At 61.2% G+C, this 22,078-nt stretch carries 20 protein-coding genes and 1 pseudogene; 7 read left to right on the top strand and 14 right to left on the bottom strand.

The window, feature by feature from the left end; all coding sequences use genetic code 11:
- Positions 1–72: 72 nt before the first annotated feature.
- From groL to SR908_RS01700, 3 genes are all read right to left on the bottom strand, one after another.
- On the bottom strand, positions 73–1,716 hold the full coding sequence (groL, locus tag SR908_RS01710) for a chaperonin GroEL (protein WP_097022946.1): 1,644 nt from the start codon (positions 1,714–1,716) through the stop codon (positions 73–75).
- 76 nt (positions 1,717–1,792) lie between these two features.
- Positions 1,793–2,083, bottom strand: coding sequence for a co-chaperone GroES (locus SR908_RS01705; protein ID WP_040241717.1), 291 nt, complete (start codon positions 2,081–2,083; stop codon positions 1,793–1,795).
- 179 nt (positions 2,084–2,262) lie between these two features.
- Positions 2,263–2,778: an FxsA family protein gene (locus tag SR908_RS01700; RefSeq protein WP_097022945.1), complete on the bottom strand. Its 516-nt coding sequence runs from the start codon at positions 2,776–2,778 to the stop codon at positions 2,263–2,265.
- A 195-nt stretch (positions 2,779–2,973) separates the two neighbouring features.
- On the opposite strand from SR908_RS01700, the gene SR908_RS01695 reads away from it, so the two are divergent.
- Entirely contained in the window at positions 2,974–3,735 is a 762-nt protein-coding gene (locus SR908_RS01695) for an SDR family oxidoreductase (RefSeq protein ID WP_097022944.1), read from the top strand.
- An 86-nt stretch (positions 3,736–3,821) separates the two neighbouring features.
- Here SR908_RS01695 and SR908_RS01690 read toward each other — a convergent pair whose 3' ends face one another.
- On the bottom strand, positions 3,822–4,094 hold the full coding sequence (locus SR908_RS01690) for a ComEA family DNA-binding protein (protein WP_097022943.1): 273 nt from the start codon (positions 4,092–4,094) through the stop codon (positions 3,822–3,824).
- Between the two features lie 222 nt (positions 4,095–4,316).
- On the opposite strand from SR908_RS01690, the gene pyrF reads away from it, so the two are divergent.
- The gene (pyrF, locus tag SR908_RS01685) at positions 4,317–5,018 is read left to right on the top strand and encodes an orotidine-5'-phosphate decarboxylase (RefSeq protein WP_097022942.1); all 702 of its coding nucleotides are present in this window, start codon (positions 4,317–4,319) and stop codon (positions 5,016–5,018) included.
- A gap of 3 nt (positions 5,019–5,021) precedes the next feature.
- Here the strand turns inward: pyrF and lapB are convergent, their stop codons facing one another.
- Genes lapB through SR908_RS01670 form a run of 3 tightly spaced genes read right to left on the bottom strand, consistent with a single transcriptional unit; the run spans position 5,022 to position 6,850 of the window.
- A complete protein-coding gene (gene lapB, locus SR908_RS01680) occupies positions 5,022–6,206 on the bottom strand; it encodes a lipopolysaccharide assembly protein LapB (RefSeq protein WP_097022941.1) in 1,185 nt (394 codons plus the stop codon).
- The gene (locus SR908_RS01675) at positions 6,207–6,512 is read right to left on the bottom strand and encodes a lipopolysaccharide assembly protein LapA domain-containing protein (protein WP_040241700.1); all 306 of its coding nucleotides are present in this window, start codon (positions 6,510–6,512) and stop codon (positions 6,207–6,209) included.
- 41 nt (positions 6,513–6,553) lie between these two features.
- Positions 6,554–6,850, bottom strand: coding sequence for an integration host factor subunit beta (locus SR908_RS01670; protein ID WP_040241697.1), 297 nt, complete (start codon positions 6,848–6,850; stop codon positions 6,554–6,556).
- 225 nt (positions 6,851–7,075) lie between these two features.
- Between SR908_RS01670 and SR908_RS01665 the strand changes: the two genes are divergently transcribed.
- Together SR908_RS01665 and SR908_RS01660 are read left to right on the top strand one after the other, a co-directional pair.
- Positions 7,076–7,354 carry an FAD assembly factor SdhE gene (locus SR908_RS01665; protein ID WP_097022940.1) on the top strand — a complete coding sequence of 93 codons (279 nt, stop codon included), beginning with the start codon at positions 7,076–7,078 and terminating at the stop codon, positions 7,352–7,354.
- Positions 7,355–7,409: 55 nt separating this feature from the next.
- Positions 7,410–7,721: a hypothetical protein gene (locus SR908_RS01660; protein ID WP_246922862.1), complete on the top strand. Its 312-nt coding sequence runs from the start codon at positions 7,410–7,412 to the stop codon at positions 7,719–7,721.
- A 35-nt stretch (positions 7,722–7,756) separates the two neighbouring features.
- Here SR908_RS01660 and SR908_RS01655 read toward each other — a convergent pair whose 3' ends face one another.
- The 4 genes from SR908_RS01655 to SR908_RS01640 all read right to left on the bottom strand — a co-directional run bounded on the left by SR908_RS01655 (position 7,757) and on the right by SR908_RS01640 (position 13,400).
- Positions 7,757–8,929, bottom strand: a complete 1,173-nt coding sequence (locus SR908_RS01655; RefSeq protein WP_245846392.1) for an FUSC family protein — start codon at positions 8,927–8,929, stop codon at positions 7,757–7,759.
- Positions 8,926–9,192 carry a hypothetical protein gene (locus SR908_RS01650; RefSeq protein ID WP_246922859.1) on the bottom strand — a complete coding sequence of 89 codons (267 nt, stop codon included), beginning with the start codon at positions 9,190–9,192 and terminating at the stop codon, positions 8,926–8,928. The genes SR908_RS01655 and SR908_RS01650 overlap by 4 nt, the downstream gene beginning before the upstream one ends.
- Before the next feature lie 186 nt (positions 9,193–9,378).
- The gene (locus tag SR908_RS01645) at positions 9,379–11,313 is read right to left on the bottom strand and encodes a DNA topoisomerase III (RefSeq protein ID WP_246922856.1); all 1,935 of its coding nucleotides are present in this window, start codon (positions 11,311–11,313) and stop codon (positions 9,379–9,381) included.
- A 62-nt stretch (positions 11,314–11,375) separates the two neighbouring features.
- A complete protein-coding gene (locus SR908_RS01640) occupies positions 11,376–13,400 on the bottom strand; it encodes a hypothetical protein (RefSeq protein ID WP_246922853.1) in 2,025 nt (674 codons plus the stop codon).
- A 34-nt stretch (positions 13,401–13,434) separates the two neighbouring features.
- Between SR908_RS01640 and SR908_RS01635 the strand changes: the two genes are divergently transcribed.
- Complete coding sequence (locus tag SR908_RS01635; RefSeq protein ID WP_246922851.1) at positions 13,435–15,240, top strand: SEC-C metal-binding domain-containing protein; 1,806 nt, start codon at positions 13,435–13,437, stop codon at positions 15,238–15,240.
- A gap of 38 nt (positions 15,241–15,278) precedes the next feature.
- Here the strand turns inward: SR908_RS01635 and SR908_RS01630 are convergent, their stop codons facing one another.
- Entirely contained in the window at positions 15,279–16,616 is a 1,338-nt protein-coding gene (locus SR908_RS01630) for an AmpG family muropeptide MFS transporter (RefSeq protein ID WP_246922848.1), read from the bottom strand.
- Positions 16,617–16,773: 157 nt separating this feature from the next.
- Here SR908_RS01630 and rfaH point away from each other — a divergent pair, with 157 nt between their 5' ends.
- Positions 16,774–17,322: a transcription/translation regulatory transformer protein RfaH gene (rfaH, locus tag SR908_RS01625; protein WP_246922845.1), complete on the top strand. Its 549-nt coding sequence runs from the start codon at positions 16,774–16,776 to the stop codon at positions 17,320–17,322.
- A 35-nt stretch (positions 17,323–17,357) separates the two neighbouring features.
- On the top strand, positions 17,358–17,864 hold the full coding sequence (locus SR908_RS01620; protein ID WP_246922842.1) for an FKBP-type peptidyl-prolyl cis-trans isomerase: 507 nt from the start codon (positions 17,358–17,360) through the stop codon (positions 17,862–17,864).
- Positions 17,865–17,958: 94 nt separating this feature from the next.
- Here SR908_RS01620 and SR908_RS01615 read toward each other — a convergent pair.
- Positions 17,959–19,629 (bottom strand): annotated as a pseudogene (locus SR908_RS01615) (putative bifunctional diguanylate cyclase/phosphodiesterase); the annotation flags it as partial.
- A gap of 550 nt (positions 19,630–20,179) precedes the next feature.
- Positions 20,180–21,901 carry a proline--tRNA ligase gene (locus SR908_RS01610; protein ID WP_246922840.1) on the bottom strand — a complete coding sequence of 574 codons (1,722 nt, stop codon included), beginning with the start codon at positions 21,899–21,901 and terminating at the stop codon, positions 20,180–20,182.
- Positions 21,902–22,078: the final 177 nt, after the last annotated feature.

The raw sequence follows: 22,078 nt of genomic DNA, 5'->3' as shown, positions 1-22,078 counted from the left end.
TGAAAAACCCCCACCGGTTATCCGGCAGGGGTTCGAGTCACGGGACAGCGCCCGGGAGTCGCTAGGCGGTGATTACATCATGCCGCCCATGCCTCCCATGCCGCCCATGTCCGGTGCGCCGCCGCCGGATTCTTTCTCGTCCGGATCGTCGGCGATCATGGCTTCGGTGGTGATCATCAAGCCAGCCACGGAGCCTGCGGATTGCATCGCGCTACGTGTGACCTTGGCGGGGTCGAGAACGCCCATTTCGAACAGGTCGCCATACTCACCGGTTTGTGCGTTGTAACCGTAGTTACCTTCACCGGCCTTGACCTGATTGACGATGATGGATGCTTCCTGGCCTGCGTTGGTCACGATCTGACGCAGCGGCGATTCCATGGCACGCAGGGCAATGGCAATGCCGTGGGTCTGGTCTTCGTTCTCACCCTTGAGGTTGGCGAGATTGCCAAGGATGCGTACCAGTGCGGTACCACCGCCAGGCACGACGCCTTCTTCGACGGCGGCACGTGTGGAGTGCAGCGCATCTTCGACGCGGGCCTTCTTCTCCTTCATCTCGAACTCGGTCGCGGCACCCACGCGGATGACGGCGACACCGCCAGCCAGTTTGGCGACGCGTTCCTGGAGTTTTTCGCGGTCGTAGTCGGAGCTGGTGTCTTCGATCTGAGCGCGGATCTGGCTGACACGCGCTTCGATGTCGGACTCGACCCCGGAACCATCGATGATGGTGGTGTTTTCCTTGGACATGGTGACGCGCTTGGCGCTACCCAGGTGATCCAGGTTGGCTTGCTCGAGCGTCAGGCCGACTTCCTCGGAAATCACGGTGCCGCCGGTCAGGATGGCGATGTCCTGTAGCATGGCCTTGCGACGGTCGCCGAAGCCGGGCGCCTTGGTCGCCGCAACCTTGACGATGCCGCGCATGGTGTTGACCACCAATGTTGCCAGCGCTTCGCCTTCGATGTCCTCGGCGATGATGCCCAACGGCTTGCCGGACTTGGCAACCGCTTCCAACACCGGCAGCAATTCGCGGATGTTGGAGATCTTCTTGTCGACCATCAACAGGTACGGATCTTCCAGTTCCACCATCATGGTGTCCTGGTTGGTCACGAAGTAGGGCGACAGATAACCACGATCGAACTGCATGCCTTCGACGACTTCCAGCTCGTCTTCGAAGCCGCGGCCTTCGTCGACGGTGATGACGCCTTCCTTGCCGACTTTCTGCATGGCGTCGGCAATGATCTCACCGATACGCTTGTCACCATTCGCAGAAATGGTACCCACCTGTGCGATCGCCTTGGCATCGGTGCAGGGCACGGAAAGCGACTGGATTTCCTTGACGGCAGCATCGACGGCCTGGTCGATACCACGCTTGAGATCCATCGGGTTCATGCCCGCTGTCACGCCTTTCATGCCTTCAGTGACGATAGACTGGGCGAGAACGGTTGCGGTAGTGGTGCCATCACCGGCCACGTCAGAGGTCTTGGAAGCAACTTCCTTGACCATCTGCGCGCCCATGTTCTCGAACTTGTCCTTGAGCTCGATTTCCTTGGCGACGGAAACCCCGTCCTTGGTCACGGTCGGTGAGCCGAAGGATTTTTCCAGGACGACGTTACGTCCTTTGGGTCCGAGAGTAACCTTGACGGCGTCGGCCAAGGTATTAACGCCGCGCGCCATGCGCTTGCGGGCATCATCGGAGAATTTGATCTGTTTAGCTGCCATTTCTAGCTCTTCCCATTAATGGCGCGATCGAGTCGCGCAAACGTGAAACGAAAATGTGACTGGTGAGCGTTGTGAATTACTCGGCAACAGCCAGAATATCGCTTTCGCTCATGATCAGGACTTCTTCGCCGTCGATTTTCTCTTTCTCGACGCCAAAGCCATCCTTGAAAATCACGGTATCACCCACTTTGACGTCCAGCGGGCGCACTTCGCCATTCTCGAGAATACGACCGTTGCCGACAGCAAGGACTTCACCGCGGGTCGGTTTCTCTTGAGCGTTACCCGGAAGCACGATGCCGCCAGCGGTCTTTTGCTCTTCTTCCATGCGACGGACGACGACGCGATCGTGCAAAGGACGGATTTTCATTGCTCACGTTCTCCTGATGGTTCTCTGGATCATAGGACAATCCCGTTGAGCCAAGCTCAAGGGTGAAGGCTGAGCCTTCTGTTTATAAGGCCGACGCATCAAGGCGTTACGGCCGAATCATCTGTTAGGGGCTTGATTGGGTCGACGTGTCCACTTTCAAGGGCCCTTCATGAATTTTTTCAATGCCGGGAATCATCCTTCCCTATATAGTCGCCTTCGATTGGTTGCCCACCATTCGTCTGGCTATTTTGTGAGGCCTTGTCCGTGCGCCGCGTGTGTTCATGCCAATCACTGTCCGTGGTTTTTTCCTGGGTCGCGCCACCGGAACCCATCGTAAAAATTCGGCCTCGCCATCCACCGCGTTGTAGCCCACGGCCCAGCAAGCGGCGGCTACTCGGGATGAGGCACAGAAGCCCCAAGCCGTCTGACAAGAAGCCTGGGGCGACTAATAATGCCCCGCCGAAGATCAGGGCGGCCCCGGTAATCAACTCGTCCGAAGGAAGTTCCCCTTGGGCAAAGCGGACCTGGGCGCGTTGCAGGGTCTGGACCCCTTCGCGCCGAATCAGATGAAGACCCAGGGCCCCGGACAGCAGTACCAATGCCAGCGTTGGAAGCAGCCCGATCTGCCCCCCGATCGCGAACAGCACGACGAAATCGAGTAGCCCGAAAAGCGTAATGAAAAGTAACAGTGGCATGGCGACTCCGTGTGATCTCGACTTTCAGTAGATGGTGGCATGAGTGTGAATTGCAAGGGAAACGGTGCGGCGATGCAAGCTTGCGGTGTTTGCTGCGTGGAGACGCCATGCATCGCATGCTAAGCTCTTCATGTTGCGGTGCACAAAAAGAGTCGTCAGGTCTTGGCTCGTTACTTGAACGCGGGAGGTGTCGCCATGCAGCTTGATGGGAAGGTGGTCGGTATAACGGGAGGTGCCCGAGGGCTGGGATTGGCGGTGGCAGCCGAACTCGGGGCGCAGGGGGCACGTATTGCATTGTTTGACCGTCAGGAAGACGTTTTGAGCGCTGCGGTTGCCTCACTGGCGGAGCGTCACGTCACCGCGTACGCCTTCCTGGTCGACGTGACCGATGAAGAGGCCGTGACCCATGCATTTGCGCAACAACGTGAGTCGCTGGGTCCGCTTGCTGTGCTGGTCAATAATGCGGGCGTCACTCACGATGGGCTGTTGGTAAAAGGTAGTGCGGGACATATCGAGAAACGTATGACGTTAGATCAGTGGCGACAGGTCATCGACGTCAATCTAACGGGTGTCTTCCTATGCGGTCGTGAAGGCGCGACGCAGATGGTGGAGGCGGGCCAGGGTGGCGTCATCGTCAATGTCTCGAGCATCTCGCGATCTGGCAACATGGGGCAGGGCAATTACAGTGCTTCCAAGGCGGGAGTGGTGGCACTGACGGTTACCTGGGCGAAAGAGCTGGCACGCCAAGGAATTCGTGTGGCGGCGGTGGCGCCGGGATTCATCGAAACCGAGATGACGGCGTCCATGCGCACCGATGTGCTCGAGAAAATCAGCAAAGGCATTCCCTTGGGGCATCTGGGACAGCCGGTTGAGATCGCATCGAGCGTGCGTTATATCGTGGAAAACGACTACTTCACGGGGCGGGTTCTGGAATGTGATGGCGGCCTGAGAATCTAATGATGCGTCGTCGTTTCAGACGACACCTGACACCGGCCAAAACGACGCTCGCCGGGCGTTTCCCGTACGAGCGCCGGTAGGGTGCCTTAGAACGTGACACGATCATCCAGGCCCTGCACCGTTGCTTCGCCGATGCCCTTGACGCGGGTCAGGGCGTCGAGTGAGGCGAAGGGGCCATTCGCATCGCGGTCCTCAATGATCGCCTGTGCTTTGACGTCGCCAATGCCCGGCAGCTCGGCCAGCGTTTCAGCAGAGGCTTGATTGATGTCGATAGGCGCCGCAGCGTCTTCCTGGGCGACCGCGAGGGTAGTGACGCTCAGTGCCAGTGTCAGTAGAGCACAGCTCAGTAGCTTCTTCATGCAACCTCTCCTTTAGATATGTCTTATTGAGTGACTTCACCATACTCAGATTTCCATGATTGAAATGTCATCTTTCAATGACATTGTTTGTAAGCCTATGACTACAAAATTAGGTAGTTCTCATAAACAAGAGGCCGGGGAGGAGCACTCGATAGGCGCTAGGTAGCGGAGCGGGGGCAGCGGTATAATGTCGCCGCCATCATATTGTTTGCAGGAGACATCATGCCGCGCCCCGATACGCCTTTGATCATCGCTCTCGACTACCCTGATCTTGACCAAGCGCTTGCCATGGCCGACCGGTTGGACCCTGCACGCTGCCGGGTCAAGGTTGGCAAAGAGCTATTCACGCGCAGTGGTCCGCAGATACTCGAGGCACTGCATGCACGTGGCTTCGAGGTGTTTCTAGATCTCAAGTTTCACGATATTCCCAATACGGTGGCGGGCGCCGTTGAAGCGGCAGCCGATCATGGCGTGTGGATGGTTAACGTCCACGCTGGTGGCGGGCGGCGCATGATGGAAGCGGCCAGAGAACGGCTCGAGAAGCGCCGGCTTCCCACGTATCTGATAGCGGTGACAGTGCTCACCAGTATGGGGCGTGAGGATCTCGCCGAGATTGGCGTCGATGACGACCCATTGTCTCAAGTCGAGCGTTTGGCGGCGCTCTCGCAACGCAGCGGCATGGATGGGGTGGTATGTTCAGCGCAGGAAGCGACGGCGTTGCGCGCACTATGTGGTGATACGTTCTTGAAGGTCACGCCGGGTATACGACCCAGCGCTTCGCAAGGCGATGACCAACGCCGTACGTTGACGCCGACACGGGCGTTGGCGGCGGGGAGTTCGCATCTGGTAATTGGCCGGCCGGTGACGCAAGCCTCGGATCCGATGGCGGCATTGGCCGATATAGAGCAGGAGATCGGCCGCTAGCGGCTACTCGCCTTCTAGCCCGGTGATGGGCTTGGTAGTACCCCAGCTTTGGCAGCGCGGGCATTGCCAATGCAATTGGGCGCTGCCGAAACCGCAGCGATGGCAACGGTGGCGGGGGCGTGCCGCGAGTAATTTCTGGGTGTGCTGTTTGAGCAACAGCAGGCGCTCGCGGTCGCCATGGTCCTCGCCGATCAGATAGAGATCCATGAGGTAATCGACGCCACGCAAGCTGGGATGCGCTTGCAACTGCTCACTGATGAGCTCGATAGCCGCTTCCTGGCTATCCGTGCGCAAGCGGGACGCCGCTAGCATGATGACCACGCTGGTGAAGTGTGTCTCTTGCAGTTTCGCTTCCAGGAAGGAACACCAGCCCGCTTCGTCCTGAAGACGCCGATACGCCTCGTGCAGGGGGTCGAGTATGACGGGAAGAAATCCGGGATCCTGCTCGGGGATACGGGTGAGATGACGAATGACCGCCTTGTAATGTCCTGTGTCTCGTTCGAGTTCGGCGAGCAACCATGTGGCTCGGACACAGCGTTCATCGATCGAGAGGGCCTGGCGCAGACGCTTGCGGGCCACGCTGGGGCTCGCATTGTGTCGATCCCGTTGGGCGAGCTCGCAAAGCCAGTGAGCGGCGGCGCGCTTGATATCGGCATCTTGGCGGATGAGCTGCGGCGTGGCGACATCCAGCGCCTGTTGCCATTCCTTCTCTCGTTGCAGCAAATCGACCAGCAGGCGTTTGGCAGCGTCGCGTAGTCCCTCGTCGGGGGTGTCCTTCACCAGTGTTTGCAGCAAGCGTTCGGCGCGATCGAGCAATCCCAGGTTCAGGAAATCTCGCGACAATTCAAGTTGAACGAGCCCGCCTTGATAAGGAGATAGCGTCGGGCGCGCCAACAGATTTTGATGGATCTTGACGGCGCGGTCGGCCTCGCCACGCGAACGGAAAAGGTTGCCCAGCGCAATGTGCGTCTCGATGGTGTCGCTGTTGACCTCGAGCGCTTGCACAAACGTCTCGATGGCCTGATCCGGCTGCTCGTTGAGCAGATGGTTGAGACCAATGAAGTAGTCCCGGGGCAACGACACTTCGGGGGAAAGGCGTTCGCGAGCGCGCCGGCGCTCGCGACGTCCGAGCCACCAACCGATGGCAATCGCCGCGACCAATAGGCCAAGCAGCAGCGGATCAAGCATTCAGGGCGCTTCCTTGAACTCCTGGGTGCGTAACCGATCCAGTTCCTTGCGCTGCTGTTGATTGTGGCGTTGGGCACGGGTTAGTAGCGTGCGCAGCCGCAGATAGATACCGGTCATGGCCAGCATGCCGAGGATTACGCCGCAGGCCAGCGATATCAGCAGCCAAAGAGACAGCGAGGCGGGCGGCAGTTCAACCCATATCAAGTCGAGCGGCATGGCCTGTTGGTTATTGACGGCAAACAGGATGCCGAGCAACAGGACGACCAACAAGATGATGGCCAGCACGACACCTTTAAACCAACGCATGGGCAGGTTCCTTTTGCATGGAGATTGGCGCCCTGGGGGCTTCAGTAGCCGAGTGCACGGCTGGCGTTGACCTGTTCACGCAACTCCTTGCCGGGCTTGAAGTGCGGCACGAACTTGCCCTGCAGGTCGACGGGGTCGCCGGTTTTGGGGTTACGTCCGGTCCGGGGTTCCCGAAAGTGTAGGGAGAAGCTACCGAACCCGCGAATTTCGACACGCCCGCCGCTGGAAAGCGAGTGGGTAATGTCTTCGAGGATGATCTTGACCGCTGCCTCGACCTCTTTGGCCGATAGCTCGGGCTGCCTAATGGCAATCTGTTCAATCAATTCGGACTTGGTCATCGATTGTCTCCAAGCGACTTTGCCGCTCCGCTGCACATGGCAATAAAGCGACCACGATATTGTTGTGAATTCAGCATACTGTTCAAACCTTGATAAAACAACGCACTAGCACATTGCAAGTCAATATTAGCTGGTTTTGAGCCAAGAGGTGGAAACGGTGTGTCTCGCCAAGTCCTCGGGTATACTCGTCGTCTATTCATGTCATGACATCGCTTGGGAGTCTCCATGCAGGACGATGTAACCATCAAACGGCTTTATTGGCACTCGCGGCGTGGCATGTGGGAGCTGGATCTACTCCTGATCCCGTTTCTCGAACATTGCTACCCGCAGCTCGATGAGGCGGACAAGGCCCGTTATCAGACGTTGATCGACCAGGAAGATCAGGATCTCTTCATCTGGCTGATGCGCCGAGAGTGGCCCGCCGATGCCGAGTTGCGGCGCATCGTCCAGATGATCGTCGATTATGCCGAAACCACTTCCAACAATCAGTATCGTACCCTCTAGGCTCGACTTGGCGCTTCATGCCCTCGTCTGGGGGTTAGTGAGTGGCTTGGCGCTCATGCTGAGCACATGGTGGCTGACGTCTGCGGTATCGCTTAGCGGTGCGGTACTGGTGGGCTACTGGTGGCATGGACAGCGTCGCTGGGAGTTGCGCCAGCGCCTCGACGGGGAGCACGCTACATGGCAATGGCGTGAGGCCTCGGGACAGTGGCAGAACGCTGCGCCGATACCGCTGCGTATCGGTGCGTGTTTGATCGGTTTGCGCATCGGGCGCCGCGTTATTTGGCTGTGGCCGGACAGCGCGGCGCCCACTTCGCGTCGCCTGCTGCGTATACGGCTGTTGGAGGCGATGCCGTCAGGGCAGCATTGACGCTAATCGGTGCTGCCACTCATCGGTACTGGGCGTCAGCGTGCCTCATCCTCGGTGCGCTCCGGGTTGCCCCGCGATGTATCCAGTGGCATCGCCAGGTGGTCGTGAATCAGGGTGTGACGCGAAGCGCGGCGACGCAAGCGGGCGCTGGGCAGTCGGTCGAGTGTCTGCAAGGTGTCGATGAGCGCTTGCGTGAGACGTGCCAGCTCACGGTTGAGCCACAGGTAGCCGCTCGGGCTGAACAGGGCGCGGTCGTTTTCGCCGCGTGCTTCAAGGGCGGCTTGTGCATGGCGTTGCAAGTCGAAGGCGACCACCGTGATATCGATAGTCTGACCCGTGCGGACCTGGAACGCCAGACTGCCGAGCGCGCGCGCCAGGCGGTGCTGTTCGTCCCGCAAGCCATCGAGTTCGGCGATGATGTCGTGACCGGCCCGCGTAGCCCAGTGAGTTTCCAGGAGCAGCTCGATCGTCGATAGCATGCGTCGTTCCAGCGACAGAATGCGTTCCAGGTCATCGCGATGCAGGCGGCGCTCGCTGTGGATGGCATCCACCAGACCACGTTGCTTGACCAGTTGATCCGTCGTGCTCTTCAGCAATTGGCGTGTATCGACGTCATCATGCTGCGTCGCATTGGTATGTGCATGATAAAGCCGCGCTAGCTTGTCGAGGTTGTCGGCGAGCAGGAAGCGCAAGAGGTCGGTGGCTTTCTGGGGCAGAATGAACAAGGTGGCGAGGATGCCGATGCTCGTCCCGATCAGCACGTCGAAGGCGCGCCATAGGGCGAGCCCCAAATCCTGGTGACCGTCTCCCACCACCATCAGCAATGTCACTCCGAACATCAGCGCGCTATAACCATAGCGCGTGGCGAACGTGGTGTGTGTGGCGACTGCGATGCCGATCAAGGTCCAGGCCGGTACCACCCACGGTGCCGGCGCGGGAATCAGCACCAGCAAGATGCCCCAGATCGCTCCGAGCACCGTGCCCAGAAGGCGTTGCCCCCCTTTGTCGATGACGCCGCCGATATGCGGCAGATTGCCCATGACCATCATCGTGCTGACCAGCGCCCAGCTGCCATGAGGAATTTGCAGGGTCAGGATGATGATGAAGGTGATCGCCAACGCCACCGAGGTACGCAGGACGTGCAGTCGATGGCGGTAGCGGTAGATGAAGTACGGATCGCGCAGACGAGTGGGCGACATCACAGTCATGACGCTCCGTGTTGGTTCCCGGCGCATGCTTTAGCTTTAGCGCGCGCCAATGTGGCCGCATGCACCATGCTTGCCGTCCATAACACGAGTAGCAACAGCAACCAGATGAAGCCTAGCCAGCGAATGGGGATCATCATCAGCGCCATCAGAGCGATGAATCCGGCCAGCCACAGAGCGGCCCAGCCCCAGCGGCGAAGGAACGCGTGACCGAGCCCGGGGAGCAAGAAAGCCAATAAGAGCGTGATGAAGAGGCGGTGGCGCATGGAATCTCCGTTCGTCGTGATCCGGGCATTCATGATTGTTTGCCATGATACAGCGTCTCGAGTGTCGACGCGGTGCATCGTTGGCGTTCGGCGGCCAGCAAAGGTTTTAGTATGGCCTCGCGCTCGGTCGGTCTGCCAGCGAGGACATTTCACCGGCCCCGAGAATCCACCATGTAGGCGATGGGCTCATCCGGCATCGCCTTTTTTCGTTGTCGATTTGCGCGATGAGGTGCGCTTCTTGGTGCGTCGTCGCGCGGTGTTGGATTTGCCGCGTGCCGGCCGCTTGGGCTCGGCACCGCCTGGCGTGGCCAGAGCCTGACGCATACGCTCGGTGTCCGCCTGGCTAAGTAGTTGGTGAACATCGCCCACCAGAGTGTCGAGGAACACGGTTGCGTCGGCGTTGCCCTCGGCGATCTCGGCCAGGCGCTGCTCCCAGAGGGCCGTGCGCTCGGGGCGCGTGGCAGTGTCCGGCAAGGCTTGAATCAGCGCGCGTCCGGTCCGCGTGGCGCGCAGTGAGCCTTGCTGACGAATCACGTAACCGCGCGTGATAAGTGTCTCCAGAATGCCGGCACGTGTTGCCTCGGTGCCCAGGCCGTCGGTGTCGCGCAGGGTACGACGCACCGCGTCATCGTCGACGTAGCGGGCGATGTTCATCATCGCCTTGATCAGGCTGGCGTCGGAGAACGGCTCCGGCGGGCGCGTCTGACGATCCCCTACGGCACATGCCTGGACCCGAGCGGTTTCGCCTTCGTGCAATGCGGGCAGTGCCGGTGCTTCATCGCGCGTGGTGAATAGCGGCTTCCACCCGGGCACGAGTATCTCTCGGCCTTGGGCACGAAAGCATTCATCGAGGATCGAGAACTCGGCCTTGACGTCGCGCGTTTCCAGAGGCGGGTAGAATTGCGCGAGTACGTTGCGGGCGATCAGTCGGAAGACGTTGGCCTCATCATTGGACAAGTGAGTCGCAGTGAAAGGGCGTCCGGTGGGCGCCAGCGCATGGTGGGCGCCCACCTGCTTGTCGTTCCAGGCGCGTGAGCGGCGGTTGAAGTCCGCGCCGCGCAGCCAGCCGGCGAGGGTGTCGTCAGAGGCGCAGGCCGTAGAGAGTGTCTGCTTCGCCGTGGCGAAATGCCCTTCGGGCAGGTAGCGACAATCCGAGCGCGGGTAAGTGATGAGCTGATGGCGCTCGTAGAGCGTCTGGCAGATATCCAGCACACGTTTGGCCGGCAGTTTGTAACGGCGCGCGGCATCGACCTGCAATGCCGAAAGCGAATACGGCAAGGGGGCCGTCTGGGACTTCTTCTTGCTTTGCAGGGTACTCAGGTGTCCCTCGGCCCCGGGCAAGCGCGCCGCCAACGCCTCGGCCGGTTCGCGCGCCAACAGCCGCCCCTGGTCGTCGAGCGAATGCGGCGGCTGCGGTTGCCACCAGGCACGTAGTGAGCCGTGCTCGACGCCAAGGTCCGCCCACAGCGTATAAAAGGGCCGCGAGACGAAGCGCTCGATCTCCAGGTCACGGCGCACGATGAGCCCTAATACGGGTGTCTGAACGCGTCCCACCGAGAGCACGCCCGAGTAGCCGGCTTGGCGGCCGGTCAAGGTCCAGGCGCGTGACAGGTTGATGCCATACAGCCAATCGGCGCGCGAACGTGCCTCGGCGGCCTCGAAAAGTGACTGGTAGCGCGCGTTGTCCTCGAGGCGCTGCAGCGCCTGTTGCACCGCAGGGCGGTTGAGGTCGCTGATCAACAGTCGCGACATCGGGCCGCGCCAGCCTAGGCGTTCAATGACCTGCTGCACCAGCAATTGCCCCTCGCGGTCCGGGTCGCCGGCATGCACCACGCTATCGGCGCGCTTGAGGAGTTTGCGAATCACGGCCAACTGCGTACGGGCCTTGGCGCGCGGTATGAGTTGCCATTGCTGGGGCACAATGGGTAAATCGTCGAGGCGCCATTGCTGATAGCGAGCGTCGTAGGCGTCGGGGGGTGCCTGCTCGAGGAGATGCCCGACGCACCAGCTGATGCAGGTCTCCGCGCATTCGAGATACCCGTCCTGACGTTGCGTCTTGGCAGGTAATGCGTCGGCGATGGCGCGTGCCAGGCTAGGTTTTTCGGCGACGATCAGGCGCATGGCGTTCAGTGATTCCGCATGAGTATGGCATCTATTCTGACATGTTCATTCCGAGGCGTGGACTAGCGACGCCCGAAGAGCCGACGTGCGCGCACCAGGGCACGATACCAGTCACGATGGGGTGTCCCCACGGCGGGTGGGCGATGGCTGAGAAAACTGACGTTACGGGCGTCGCTGCGTCCCGTCAGGTTGATGTTGGAGAGCATCTGCAGGGTGCTGTCGCGGGCGCCGTACTGGCGTTTGAGAAACTCGATGGCGGCGGGTTCGAGCTCCACGCGATAGTGGCGCACCAGCGCCAACGCCAATGATTCCGCCGCGCGTGACAACTCGGTATCCACTTCACGGACCATCGAGGCGCCTAGCGCGGCCTTGGCGGCCGCCGAGAGGTTGGGCTCGATCTGGCCGAAGTCGGCGGCGTTGGAGCTATTGATGGCACGCTGCGTGGCGGGTTGCGACAGCCCCACGTGAGGTTCGAGCGCGAGGAATATCTCGATGGCCAGGCGCTTGGCGGCATCCACGCCAACGCTGAGCTGAGTCTCGCGGTGAGCGCCGCGCCACGCTTCGTGATGGCGTGGCGTGATGCCCGTCTGGTTCAAGTAGCGGGCGAGATGCTTGCAGACCCGTGCCTTGGCTTCGTCATCCAGCGCAATGGTGCGTTCGCGGATGCGCAGCCCTCGCCGCCCTGGCCCCAGGCGCAGGCGCGTCGTGTCGTCGGATAGGCTGGCGGTGATGCGCTCCCAGCGATCCACTGACTTGATCAACTGAGCGTGACTGCGGCCCACCTGTTCGTAGGCGCTGGAAACGCTCTTGTAGAGCTGGATGGCATTGGCGAGGATATCTGCCTTGGTGCGTAACGCGCGCTTGCGCTCTTCTTGACCGACTTCCACTGCCTGGGCGAGGTGCACGATCTGCTCGGCCAACGCGTCCATCGCCTTGACCGAACGCTCGAGCAGCAGCTCGGCACGCAGCCCCGAGGCGCTGTCTTCGACCAGGGTGCCGGACTGCTCGGCGAGATAGACATTGAGCGCCTTGAGACGCGAAAGGCCGGTCGCTTGCGCGATGCGCTGGCGTGCGCGTGCCTCTTCCAGATTGTCGAACGCCTGGGCGAGGCGCCAGCGGCCGCGATACTCGAACGAGAGCACTGGAATCTTGCGCCCGCTGATTAGTTCGAACGCCAGAATCATCATTTCCTCGACGTCCTGCAGGGTCATCAGCAGGTCGTTATCCTGCTCAATGGCCGCCATGACGCGCTCGATGAAGTTCTCGTCGCGCGGCACGCCTTGGTGAAGGTCGGGGGCACGACCCTCGAAGCGTTCACGCAACAGGTGCGTGGCGATGGGCGCGGTGTCGTAGAGAGCGTTGAACTGAGGCTCCAGGGTGTCCCGGTATTGCGTGACGAGATCGCGGATGCGGGCATGCAAGCCGACCCGGCGGTAGACGTCGATCTGGCCGATGAGGCGTGCGCTCTCGCGGTCGTCGAGCAGCTCGATGGCCGCGAGCTCGACGCCTTCCGGCGAAAGGTCGTGCTTGCGCAGCAACATGGCGGCGGCCTCGCGGCGTCGGGCATCGCCCTCGAGGCTTTCGACGATCAGGTCACGGGTGACCAGCAGCAGCTCCGGCAAGGTCTTGATGACCTGCTCGATCTGCCCGGAGGTCTTCTCGGCCTTGCGTCCCTGAGTGAGGTGGTAGCCAAGGTTGGCCAGGATCCCCGCAGCGCCGGTAATCACCGTATAGGAAATGAAGAAGACGTAGTTTTCCGTGGTCGGTGCCTTGCCGTATCCCAGCAGGTAGCCGCCCCAGGCGCCGAGCAGCGTTACTGGACCGGCCGTCCATAGGATCTGCATCAGACTGACTGACCAGGGCACCTTCTCGACGGCCGCGGTGATGCGACGGATTTCGTTGCGTCCTTCGCGTTCGAGACGGACCTGTGAGGTTTCTTGAGCGGGTGATGCTTTACGCTGAAACGGCAACGGCAGGAGCACGATGACATCCCTTACATGGCGGGGTTCGGACCAGCGGCGACAATACCCGAAAAGCGGCATCGGTGCATCCAGCCGGTAGACGGATGAGGCTCGCTTGTCGGACATGCTAGAATAAGGCGATTTTTTCTGGAGGGTCGCGATGCTGGCCGCATGGGTGGAACAACTGCTGGGGTACGCCAGCGGCGCGTTGAAAGCGATACGCGACAACGAGCATTATCCGGCGCTGATGATCTGGGCGCGCGACGAGGGAGTGGTACGCGTCGGCGGTGACCTAGGCATGGCGCAGGCTTTGGCGCCCTTGTTGTGGAACGAGACGCCGCTGGTGCGACTTGGTTTCGATCCCGAGCCCTTGGCGTGGCCGGGGCGCAACGAGCCTTGCTGGTGCGATTCAGGGCGCAAGACCAAGCAATGCTGCGGTGCGGTGACGCTGCCGGGTGCGGTTCCCTCGCACCTGATGTGGATGCTTTCGCTCAAGGAATGGACCGGCGAGACACTCAAGGCGGCCCTGGGCAGCGGCAAAGCGCCGGATCAGGCACTGCTGGAGGCCGGTTTGATTGCTGCCGAAAGCGGTCAGCGTGGTCGTGCCCAGCAGATCCTCGAAAGCCTTTTCTCCAGCGAGCGTGACTGGTCGCGCCTTCCCGAGCAGGCCGAGCCGGCGTTTGAAATTCTCGTCGATCTCTATCAATCGCGCGGTTTTCATCGCAAGCGGGCGTCGTTACTCGACGAGGTCCTGGAGCGTGGCCCGACCTTCCTGCGTGGTGTGGCGCTTGAGCGCCTATGCTTGATGCACCTCGACAGCGACGACTTGGCCAGCGCTCGGGAAGCTTTCGTGCGGGCTCAGCAAACGCTGCCCGACTCGCCGACGTTGGCCTATATCGAGGCCATGCTGTTGCTGCACGAGGGCCATCCCGCAGAAGCCCGCGCCCGGGCGCATTTCTGGTGGCGTCGACTCTCCAAGCGCTCCGACCTCGAAACGGATCAGCTACAGTTTTTGGCCGACCTGGCTGCCAATCCCGAGGCAACCCTGGCTGAGCAGATGATCAACTCCGAGGAAGATCTGGCCGAGCCGTTGGCGTCGCTTGCCGCCTTGCTCGACACCTTGGAGGAACCGCCTTGGCTGCAGTTGTCGCGTACTCCGGAAGGCCACGTGGAATATCATGCCACGGCTCGTGAGGATACCGCCTTCGCGGCGTGGTTCGAGTATTTCAAGGTGACCGTCGACGAAGATGCCGCGCTGAGTTTCGAGTCCGACCCATGGGAAAATGCCGGAGAATGGCTACCCGCTTTGTGTGCTCATCCCGAATGGTTGGGCTCGCCGGCGGTAATGCAGTCGCTGAGCCTGGCATTGACCAGCCGCTTCGGAAGCCTGCCTTGGATGGCGGAGAGCTTCTTTGCCCCGCTGGCGGCGCGGTTCGAGGCATGGCTGTCGCAACTCGAGACGCAGCAAGGTCCCTTTGCCTGGGATGACGCCGACAATGCTACTTTGCTGCGCTGCGCCTTGGCGCTGATTGTGGGGATGGAGCGCGGCGCACGGACGCGTTCGCGGCATCTCGCCGAGCGAGTGCTCAAGCTCGATGAAGAAGATGACCTGGGGTTGCGTGAGTTGGTGCTCGATCAGTTGCTGCGTGAAGGGCGTGATGACGAGGCCGCCGAGCTCAGCGGCGCGCACGATGAGGAAGAGATGATCGGCGTGACCATGGCGCGTGTGCTCGCCCTGTATCGTCTGGCACGTCGTGACGAGGCTGACGAGGTACTCATCGTTGCCCAACGGGCCAATCCCTACCTGGTGCCGATGCTGTGCGACGAGAAGCCAAAGCCGGTGGCGCTGGCCGTCGACGCGCCGGCGCCGGGGACGCGCGCCGAGGCATGGCAATACCGACAACTGATGCGTGACCAATGGATGGCGACGCCGGGTGCCATGGCATGGCTGGACGCTCATCGTTGAGGGGCGTCATGCGAGCGTGGCCGCTTTGGATGCCACGTTCAGCGTTGAGTGCGAGCGAGCCAGAGCGCGAGGAGCACGGCGGGCACGCCCAAGGCCGCACTGACGGTAAAGAAGCCTGTGTAGCCGAAACCATCCACCACCAGCCCCGAGAAGCCGCCGAGAAACTTGCCGGGTAGCGTCATCAGCGATGAGAACAAGGCATACTGCGTTGCCGTGTAGGCACGTGAGGTCAGGCTCGAGAGAAAGGCGATGAAGATCGTGCTCGCCAGGCCGTTGGCGAGGTTATCGCCCATGATGGTCATTACCAGCATGGGAAAGTTGTGTCCTGCGTTGGCCAGGGCCACGAACATCAGGTTGGTGAGGGCGGTCGCCAGGGCGCCCGCCACCAGCATTCGTCCCAGCCCAAAGCGTACGACCAAAAGCCCGCCGGCCACACCGCCGAGAATGCTCATGGCGATGCCGAATACCTTGGTCACATTGGCAATCTCGGAGAGACTGAAGCCCAGGTCGATATAGAGCGGATTGGCCATCGCGGCCATCGCCAGGTCGCTGATGCGGTAGAGACCGATGAACAGCAAGAACCATAGAGCCGTGCGCCCATGACGGGCGAAGAAATCGGTGAAGGGGCAGACGATGGCCCCGATGACCCAGGCGCCAAGACGTCGTTGCCGGCGAGGTGCGTGCCGGTGCTTGTACAAAAATGCGCGTACGCGTGGTTCGCTGGCGAGTTGGATGCCAAGCGTCGAGCGCTGCGGTTCCGGTCTCACCAGAGTAGTGATCACGCCGATTCCGACGAGCGCGGCCATGCACGCGTAAGCGGCATGCCAAGAGACCGCGTCGGCGATATAAAGCGCCCCGGCACCCGCGGCGAGGAGCCCGCCGCGATAGCCGATGATATAGGTCGAGGCCATGGCGGCCTGTACGCTTTCCTCCGCGGACTCGATGCGATAGGCATCGATGACGATATCCTGCGTCGCCGCGCCGAACGCGACCAATAGGGCCAGACCGGCAATGGAGATGAGGTGCGCGGGCGGCGAGAGGGCAGCCAGGCCCAGCAGCCCCGCGGCGATCGTCAACTGAGCGCAGAGCATCCAACTGCGGCGTTGACCGAACCAGCGGCCCAAACCGGGCACGGCGACACGATCGACGATCGGCGCCCAGGCGATCTTGATCGAATAGAGAATGCCGATCCAGGAAAAGAACCCGATGGCAGCGACATCCACTCCGGCGTCACGCAGCCACGCCGTGAGTGTCGAGAACACCAGTAGGAAGGGTAGGCCGGCGGCGAAGCCGAGAAACAGCATGGTGATGACCGGTGCCTGCAGATAAACCGCCAAGGCGTCGCGCCAGCGGCGGTGTGCGACATCGTGAGTCATCGGTTCCTCCCGTGGGCGAGCCGCCCGATGCGGCTCGGACATGAATCCGGCACAATGCTAGAATGCAGTGTTTGCATGGTAACGGCCCGCGCCCAGGCGCGTGTCGAAAACGCAGGTTGCGTACCGTGGCATACCCCGACGATGAAGGCCAGAGGACATGACCGATCAGCTCGATCCAAGCGCGCTCGATGACGCGGCCGCCTGCCCGCGCTGGTACGTGGTGCAGTGCAAGGGTGGGGAGTCTTTCCGTGCCAGTGAGCACCTGACCAATCAAGGCTATCGTGTCTTCCATCCGCTGCTCGAGGTGCAGAAGAAGCGTCGCAACAAGTTGGTCTGGATTGCCGAACCCTTGTTTCCTCACTATCTGTTCATTCGTCTTGACCGGGTGGCCAGCAATTGGCGCCCTATCCGCTCCACGCGAGGCGTGTTGAGGCTGGTTGCGTTCGGCGACGAGCCGCTACCCGTGCCGGACACGTTGGTCGAGATGCTGGTCGTCCGTTCCCAGCGCGATGAGACGGTGCGTGAGGCGGGCAACGTCTACTTTCGCCCCGGTGAAATCGTCGAGATCACCGAAGGCCCCTTTCAGGCGCTCAAGGCCGTGTTCGAGACCCAGAAGGGGGAAGAGCGCGCCATCGTTCTGCTCAACATGCTGCATCATCAGCAGCGCCTCGAGTTACCGGTGGGCGGTCTACGCCGCACGACATGACACGCCGCTCAATGTTGTAAAGACCAGGAGTTTTCATGACCATCTCGCCGCAACACGTCGTTCGCCTGCATTATGTGTTGTGCGACTCGGCCGGACACGTGCTCGACGACTCGCGTCGTCGCGAGGAGCCGCTCGAATACCTGCATGGCCACGCCAATATCCTGCTAGGTCTGGAGGCAGCGTTGGAGGGGCTTTCTGGCGGTGATGCCCGTGCGATCAATCTGGCGCCCGAGGAAGCCTATGGGGCGCATGAGCCTGATCTCGTGCAGACAGTGGCGCGCACGGCTTTTCCCGGCGTCGAAGAGTTATCACCGGGTATGCGTTTTCAGGCGCAGGGCCCCGATGGACCGCGCACGGTGACCTTGATAGAGGCGGATGACACGCAGGTGACAGTGGATGCCAATCATCCGCTGGCGGGGCAGGACCTCGTGTTTCGTGTCGAAATTCTCGATGTCCGCTCGGCGAGACGCGCCGAACTGGCCAAGGGCCACCCATTGGCTGCAGATGTGACAGCATCCGAGGTCGAGGATCGCAAGCAATAGCTGTTGGGTCGTGGGCGTCTATCCTGCCGACGCCTCTTCCATGCGGCGCAAGAATGTATCCACCGGCTCGGGGCGTGCCAGGGTAGCCTTGCAGACAGTCGATGCCACGTGCGCACAGATAGTCTTGCTGCACCGCGTTTTCCACGCCTTCAGCGACCACTCGTAGTTCTAACGCCTGGCCAAGCGCGATGATCGAGCGGACTAACGGCGCATCGCGTTGCGGCGTGATGGCATCGACGAAGACCTTGTCGATCTTGATCTCGTCGACGCGAAAATCCTGTAGATAACGTAGCGACGAATAGCCTGTGCCGAAATCGTCGAGGGCGAGACGTACGCCGAGTTCACGCAGCGCATTGAGTCTGGCGGCGATCCCCGGTGTGACGAGAAGCGATTCGACGACTTCCAGGATCAGCCGTCGAGGCGCGAAGTCGTGACGCTCGAGCAATTGCGTCAAGTGGGTCATGAAGGCGTCGTCATGTAGCTGTTGTACTGAAACGTTGACCGAGAGCGACAGCTCACTGCTCTGCAGCGCGCCGCCGAGCAAGGCGCAGGCTTGGTCGAGCACCCACTGCCCCATGGGCCTGATCAAGCCGCTATACTCGGCTTCGGCAATGAAGCTGCCTGGTGCCAGCAGTCCTTCGCGTGGATGTTGCCAGCGCAAGAGCACTTCGGCCCCCGCGAGGCGTCCTGCGGAGTCGAACTGTCCTTGTAGATACAGACGAAACTGGTGTTCGTCGAGCGCCGTACGCAATTCGCGTTCCAGACGGTTGAGGCGCTGTTCCCAATCGCTTAGTTGGCTGGTGTAGAACGCCAAGTGAGGCGGTGGTGTCTCGCGTGCGTGCTGCACTGCGAGTTCGGCGCGTTGTAACAGCGATTCGATATCCTGGGCGTCGCGCGGGTAGCGGGCCACCCCAGCATTGAAACGCAGCTGACTGGGCGTGCCGAAGATACGCCAGCTGTTCTCGCCCATTGAGAGAAGCCGCTCCAGGCAGTAATGGCGCAGCGATTCATCTGTTTGCCCGGGAATCGCGATCAACAGGCGATTGGCCGGGAGGCGACCGACGTGAATGCTGCCTTGCAGTTCGCTCAGACGTTCCTTGAGCTTCTCGGCCACCTGACGAATCGCTTCATCACCGGCCTGTTGGCCGAGTGTCTCGTTGATATGGCCGAGACCGCCTAGTCGTAACACCAACAGGTGGAACGCCTCGTCACGTTGCGTCAGCGTTTGCAGACGTTCGAGGAGGCCTCTCAGTGTTGCCAGTCCCGAGACTTCGTCATGGTGGAGTTGGCGATGCAGGTCATGCTCTACCTCGCGACGGCGCAAAGATTCCGAAAACTGGGAGAGCAATCCCGCGAACCCCATCAGGGTAGTGATTTCATCGCCGTGCCACTCGCGGGGAGAGGTCGACTCACAGCAGATTGCCCCGCGCAGCTCACCGCCGACGAAGATCCCCACGTCCAGCATGGAGTGAATATTATTTTCGCGAAGGTAAGGGCGTAGGCCGCTGAGGCGTTCGTCATGCTGAGCGTCGGACGTGACCAAGCACGGGTTTTGCGTCAGTGACGCGAGATAGCCATCCAATCCATTGGGCGCCAGCCTGATGCCAATGAGTGCGTCAACGAGCGACATGCGACAGGTCAGGGCGCGATCTTCGTCCAGGAACCATAGACTGGCCCGCTCCGCGCCTAGCACCTCGGCGCTGGTGTCGAGCAAGGTGTGCAGGAAGGTATCCTCATCGAGATCGCGCTGCAGAAGCTCGCGCATGCGACGCCAGGCTTCCTGTTGATCCGCCTGGCGCTGTTGCGCCTGCATCAGCGTTTCCCACTGTGCAATGTTGCGGCGTGTTTGTTGAACCATGCGATGTCGCAGCAAGGCGCCCATCAGCATCACCATGATCGTGATCGCCATCAACCAGGATAGGTGTTGCTCGAATAGCAGCGACGCTACGAGGGCGGTCCCACTGCCTACCGCAAACACGCAGAAAAGCACGCTGTTACGACGTTGTTCTTTACGTAAGCGGTGTAATTGGCCGGCGGTATCGGGTGTCATGCGGGACACCGGTGATTGTCGAAGCAAAAATGAGTCGTCATGCGACATCCTACGCCATGTCGAAAGACCCCAGGCGCGTCGGTGTTCAGCCGACGCATGGGCTCGGGCGAATCGTTATTATGTGACGCGCGCGGCGCATGCATGGCCAAGAACGCGCGGACTGCGAACTGCATTGGGGATGGTGTCTGGTCCGTATCTTGGCAGTGAACCAGGACGAGGGGAAGGGAGTCCGGGGCGTGCCGCACAGGGCATGCCCCGGTGCCGATCAGGATGTCAGGCGTTGACGCAGGAAATCGAGCATCGTATCGGCGGGCACCATGGTGACCTCGCTATCGCGGCGTCCTTTGTATTCCAGCTCGCCGTTATCCAGCCCGCGTTCGCCGATGACGACGCGGTGTGGAATCCCGGTGAGCTCCTGATCGGCGAATTTGACGCCAGGCCGCAAATCGCGATCGTCGATCAGCACGTCGACGCCGGCATCGCTGAGTTGCTGATAAAGAGTTTCGGCATGCTCGCGAACGCGTTCGGATTTATGCGCGTTCATGGGCACGAGCGTGACTTCGAACGGGGCGATGGCATTCGGCCAGATGATGCCGCCGTCATCGTGGCTCTGCTCGATAGCGGCGGCGACGACGCGGGTGACGCCAATGCCATAGCAACCCATCAGCAGTGGAACTGCCTGGCCGTTGTCGTCGAGCACAGTGGCATTCATCGCCGTGGAATACTTTGTACCTAGCTGGAAAACATGGCCGACTTCGATGCCACGTGCGATGGCCAGTGTGCCCTTGCCGTCCGGCGAAGGGTCACCCTCGACCACGTTGCGCAGGTCGGCCACCTTGGGCAGGGCGACATCGCGTTCCCAGTTGATGCCGAAATAGTGCTGGCCGTCGATGTTGGCGCCGGCACCGAAGTCGCTCATCAGCGCCACGCTGCGATCGATGATCAGCGGCATCTCCAGATTGACGGGGCCCAGTGAGCCGGGGCCTGCTCCTACTGCCTGGCGAATTTCCGCTTCACTGGCCATGGTCAGGGGGGCGGCAACCTCGGGTAGGTTTTCGGCCTTGACCTCGTTGAGTTCGTGATCGCCACGCACCAGCAAGGCGATCAGACCACCTTCAGCGGCATGCACCATCAAAGTCTTGATGGTCTTCTCGATGGGCAAGCCATGCTGCTCCACCAAGGTGGCGATAGTACGCGCATTGGGCGTGTCGACCAGACGCAACTCTTCCTGCGGCGCCCCGCGCGTGGGCGTCTCTCCGAGTGGGGCGGGGAGCGCTTCGGCTTTCTCCATGTTGGCGGCGTAGTCGGACGACGTGGAAAAGACGACTGCGTCCTCGCCGGAATCGGCCAGCACCTGAAACTCGTGGGAGCCGGTACCGCCGATGTCGCCGTTGTCGGCCTCGACGGCGCGGAAATCCAGCCCCAGGCGCTTGAAGATGCGCATGTAGGCGTCATACATCGCATCGTAGGAGCGCTGTAGACCAGCCTGGTCGATATCGAACGAGTAGGCATCTTTCATGATGAACTCGCGGGCGCGCATGACGCCGAAGCGCGGACGCGTCTCGTCGCGGAACTTGGTCTGGATCTGGTAGAAGTTGGAGGGCACCTGTTTGTAGGAGCGTATTTCGTTGCGCACCAGATCGGTGATCACTTCCTCGTGCGTCGGGCCATAGCAGAAATCGCGATCATGGCGGTCACGAATGCGCAGCAGCAGGTTGCCGTATTGGTCCCAGCGCCCGGATTCCTGCCATAGTTCCGCTGGCTGGATGGCCGGCATCAGCACTTCCTGAGCGCCGGCGCGGTTCATTTCCTCGCGCACGATGTTCTCGACCTTGCGAAGCGTGCGCAGCCCCAGGGGGAGCCAGGTATAGAGCCCCGAGCTCAGGCGACGAATCATGCCCGCACGCAGCATCAACTGGTGGCTGACGATGTCGGCGTCGGCGGGGGTTTCCTTGAGGGTGGAGAGCAACAATTGACTGGCGCGCATGGACAAGCGGTTCCTTGGATTCGAGGCCTAACATCACGTCGCTCTGAAGCGGCGCGGCAAATGAGACTATTGTACGGTCAAGGCGTAAACGCGGCAAAAGCGATGCGCATTGTAGCGCCGAGGCGGACGTCGAGCCCGGCAATGACAGGCTCACGTTGCCGCGACGTTTGCGATATC

This window comes from Chromohalobacter canadensis, from assembly GCF_034479555.1.
In the GTDB taxonomy this organism is placed as follows: Bacteria; Pseudomonadota; Gammaproteobacteria; order Pseudomonadales; family Halomonadaceae; genus Chromohalobacter; species Chromohalobacter canadensis.
This window is presented reverse-complemented; position numbering and strand designations above follow the sequence as displayed.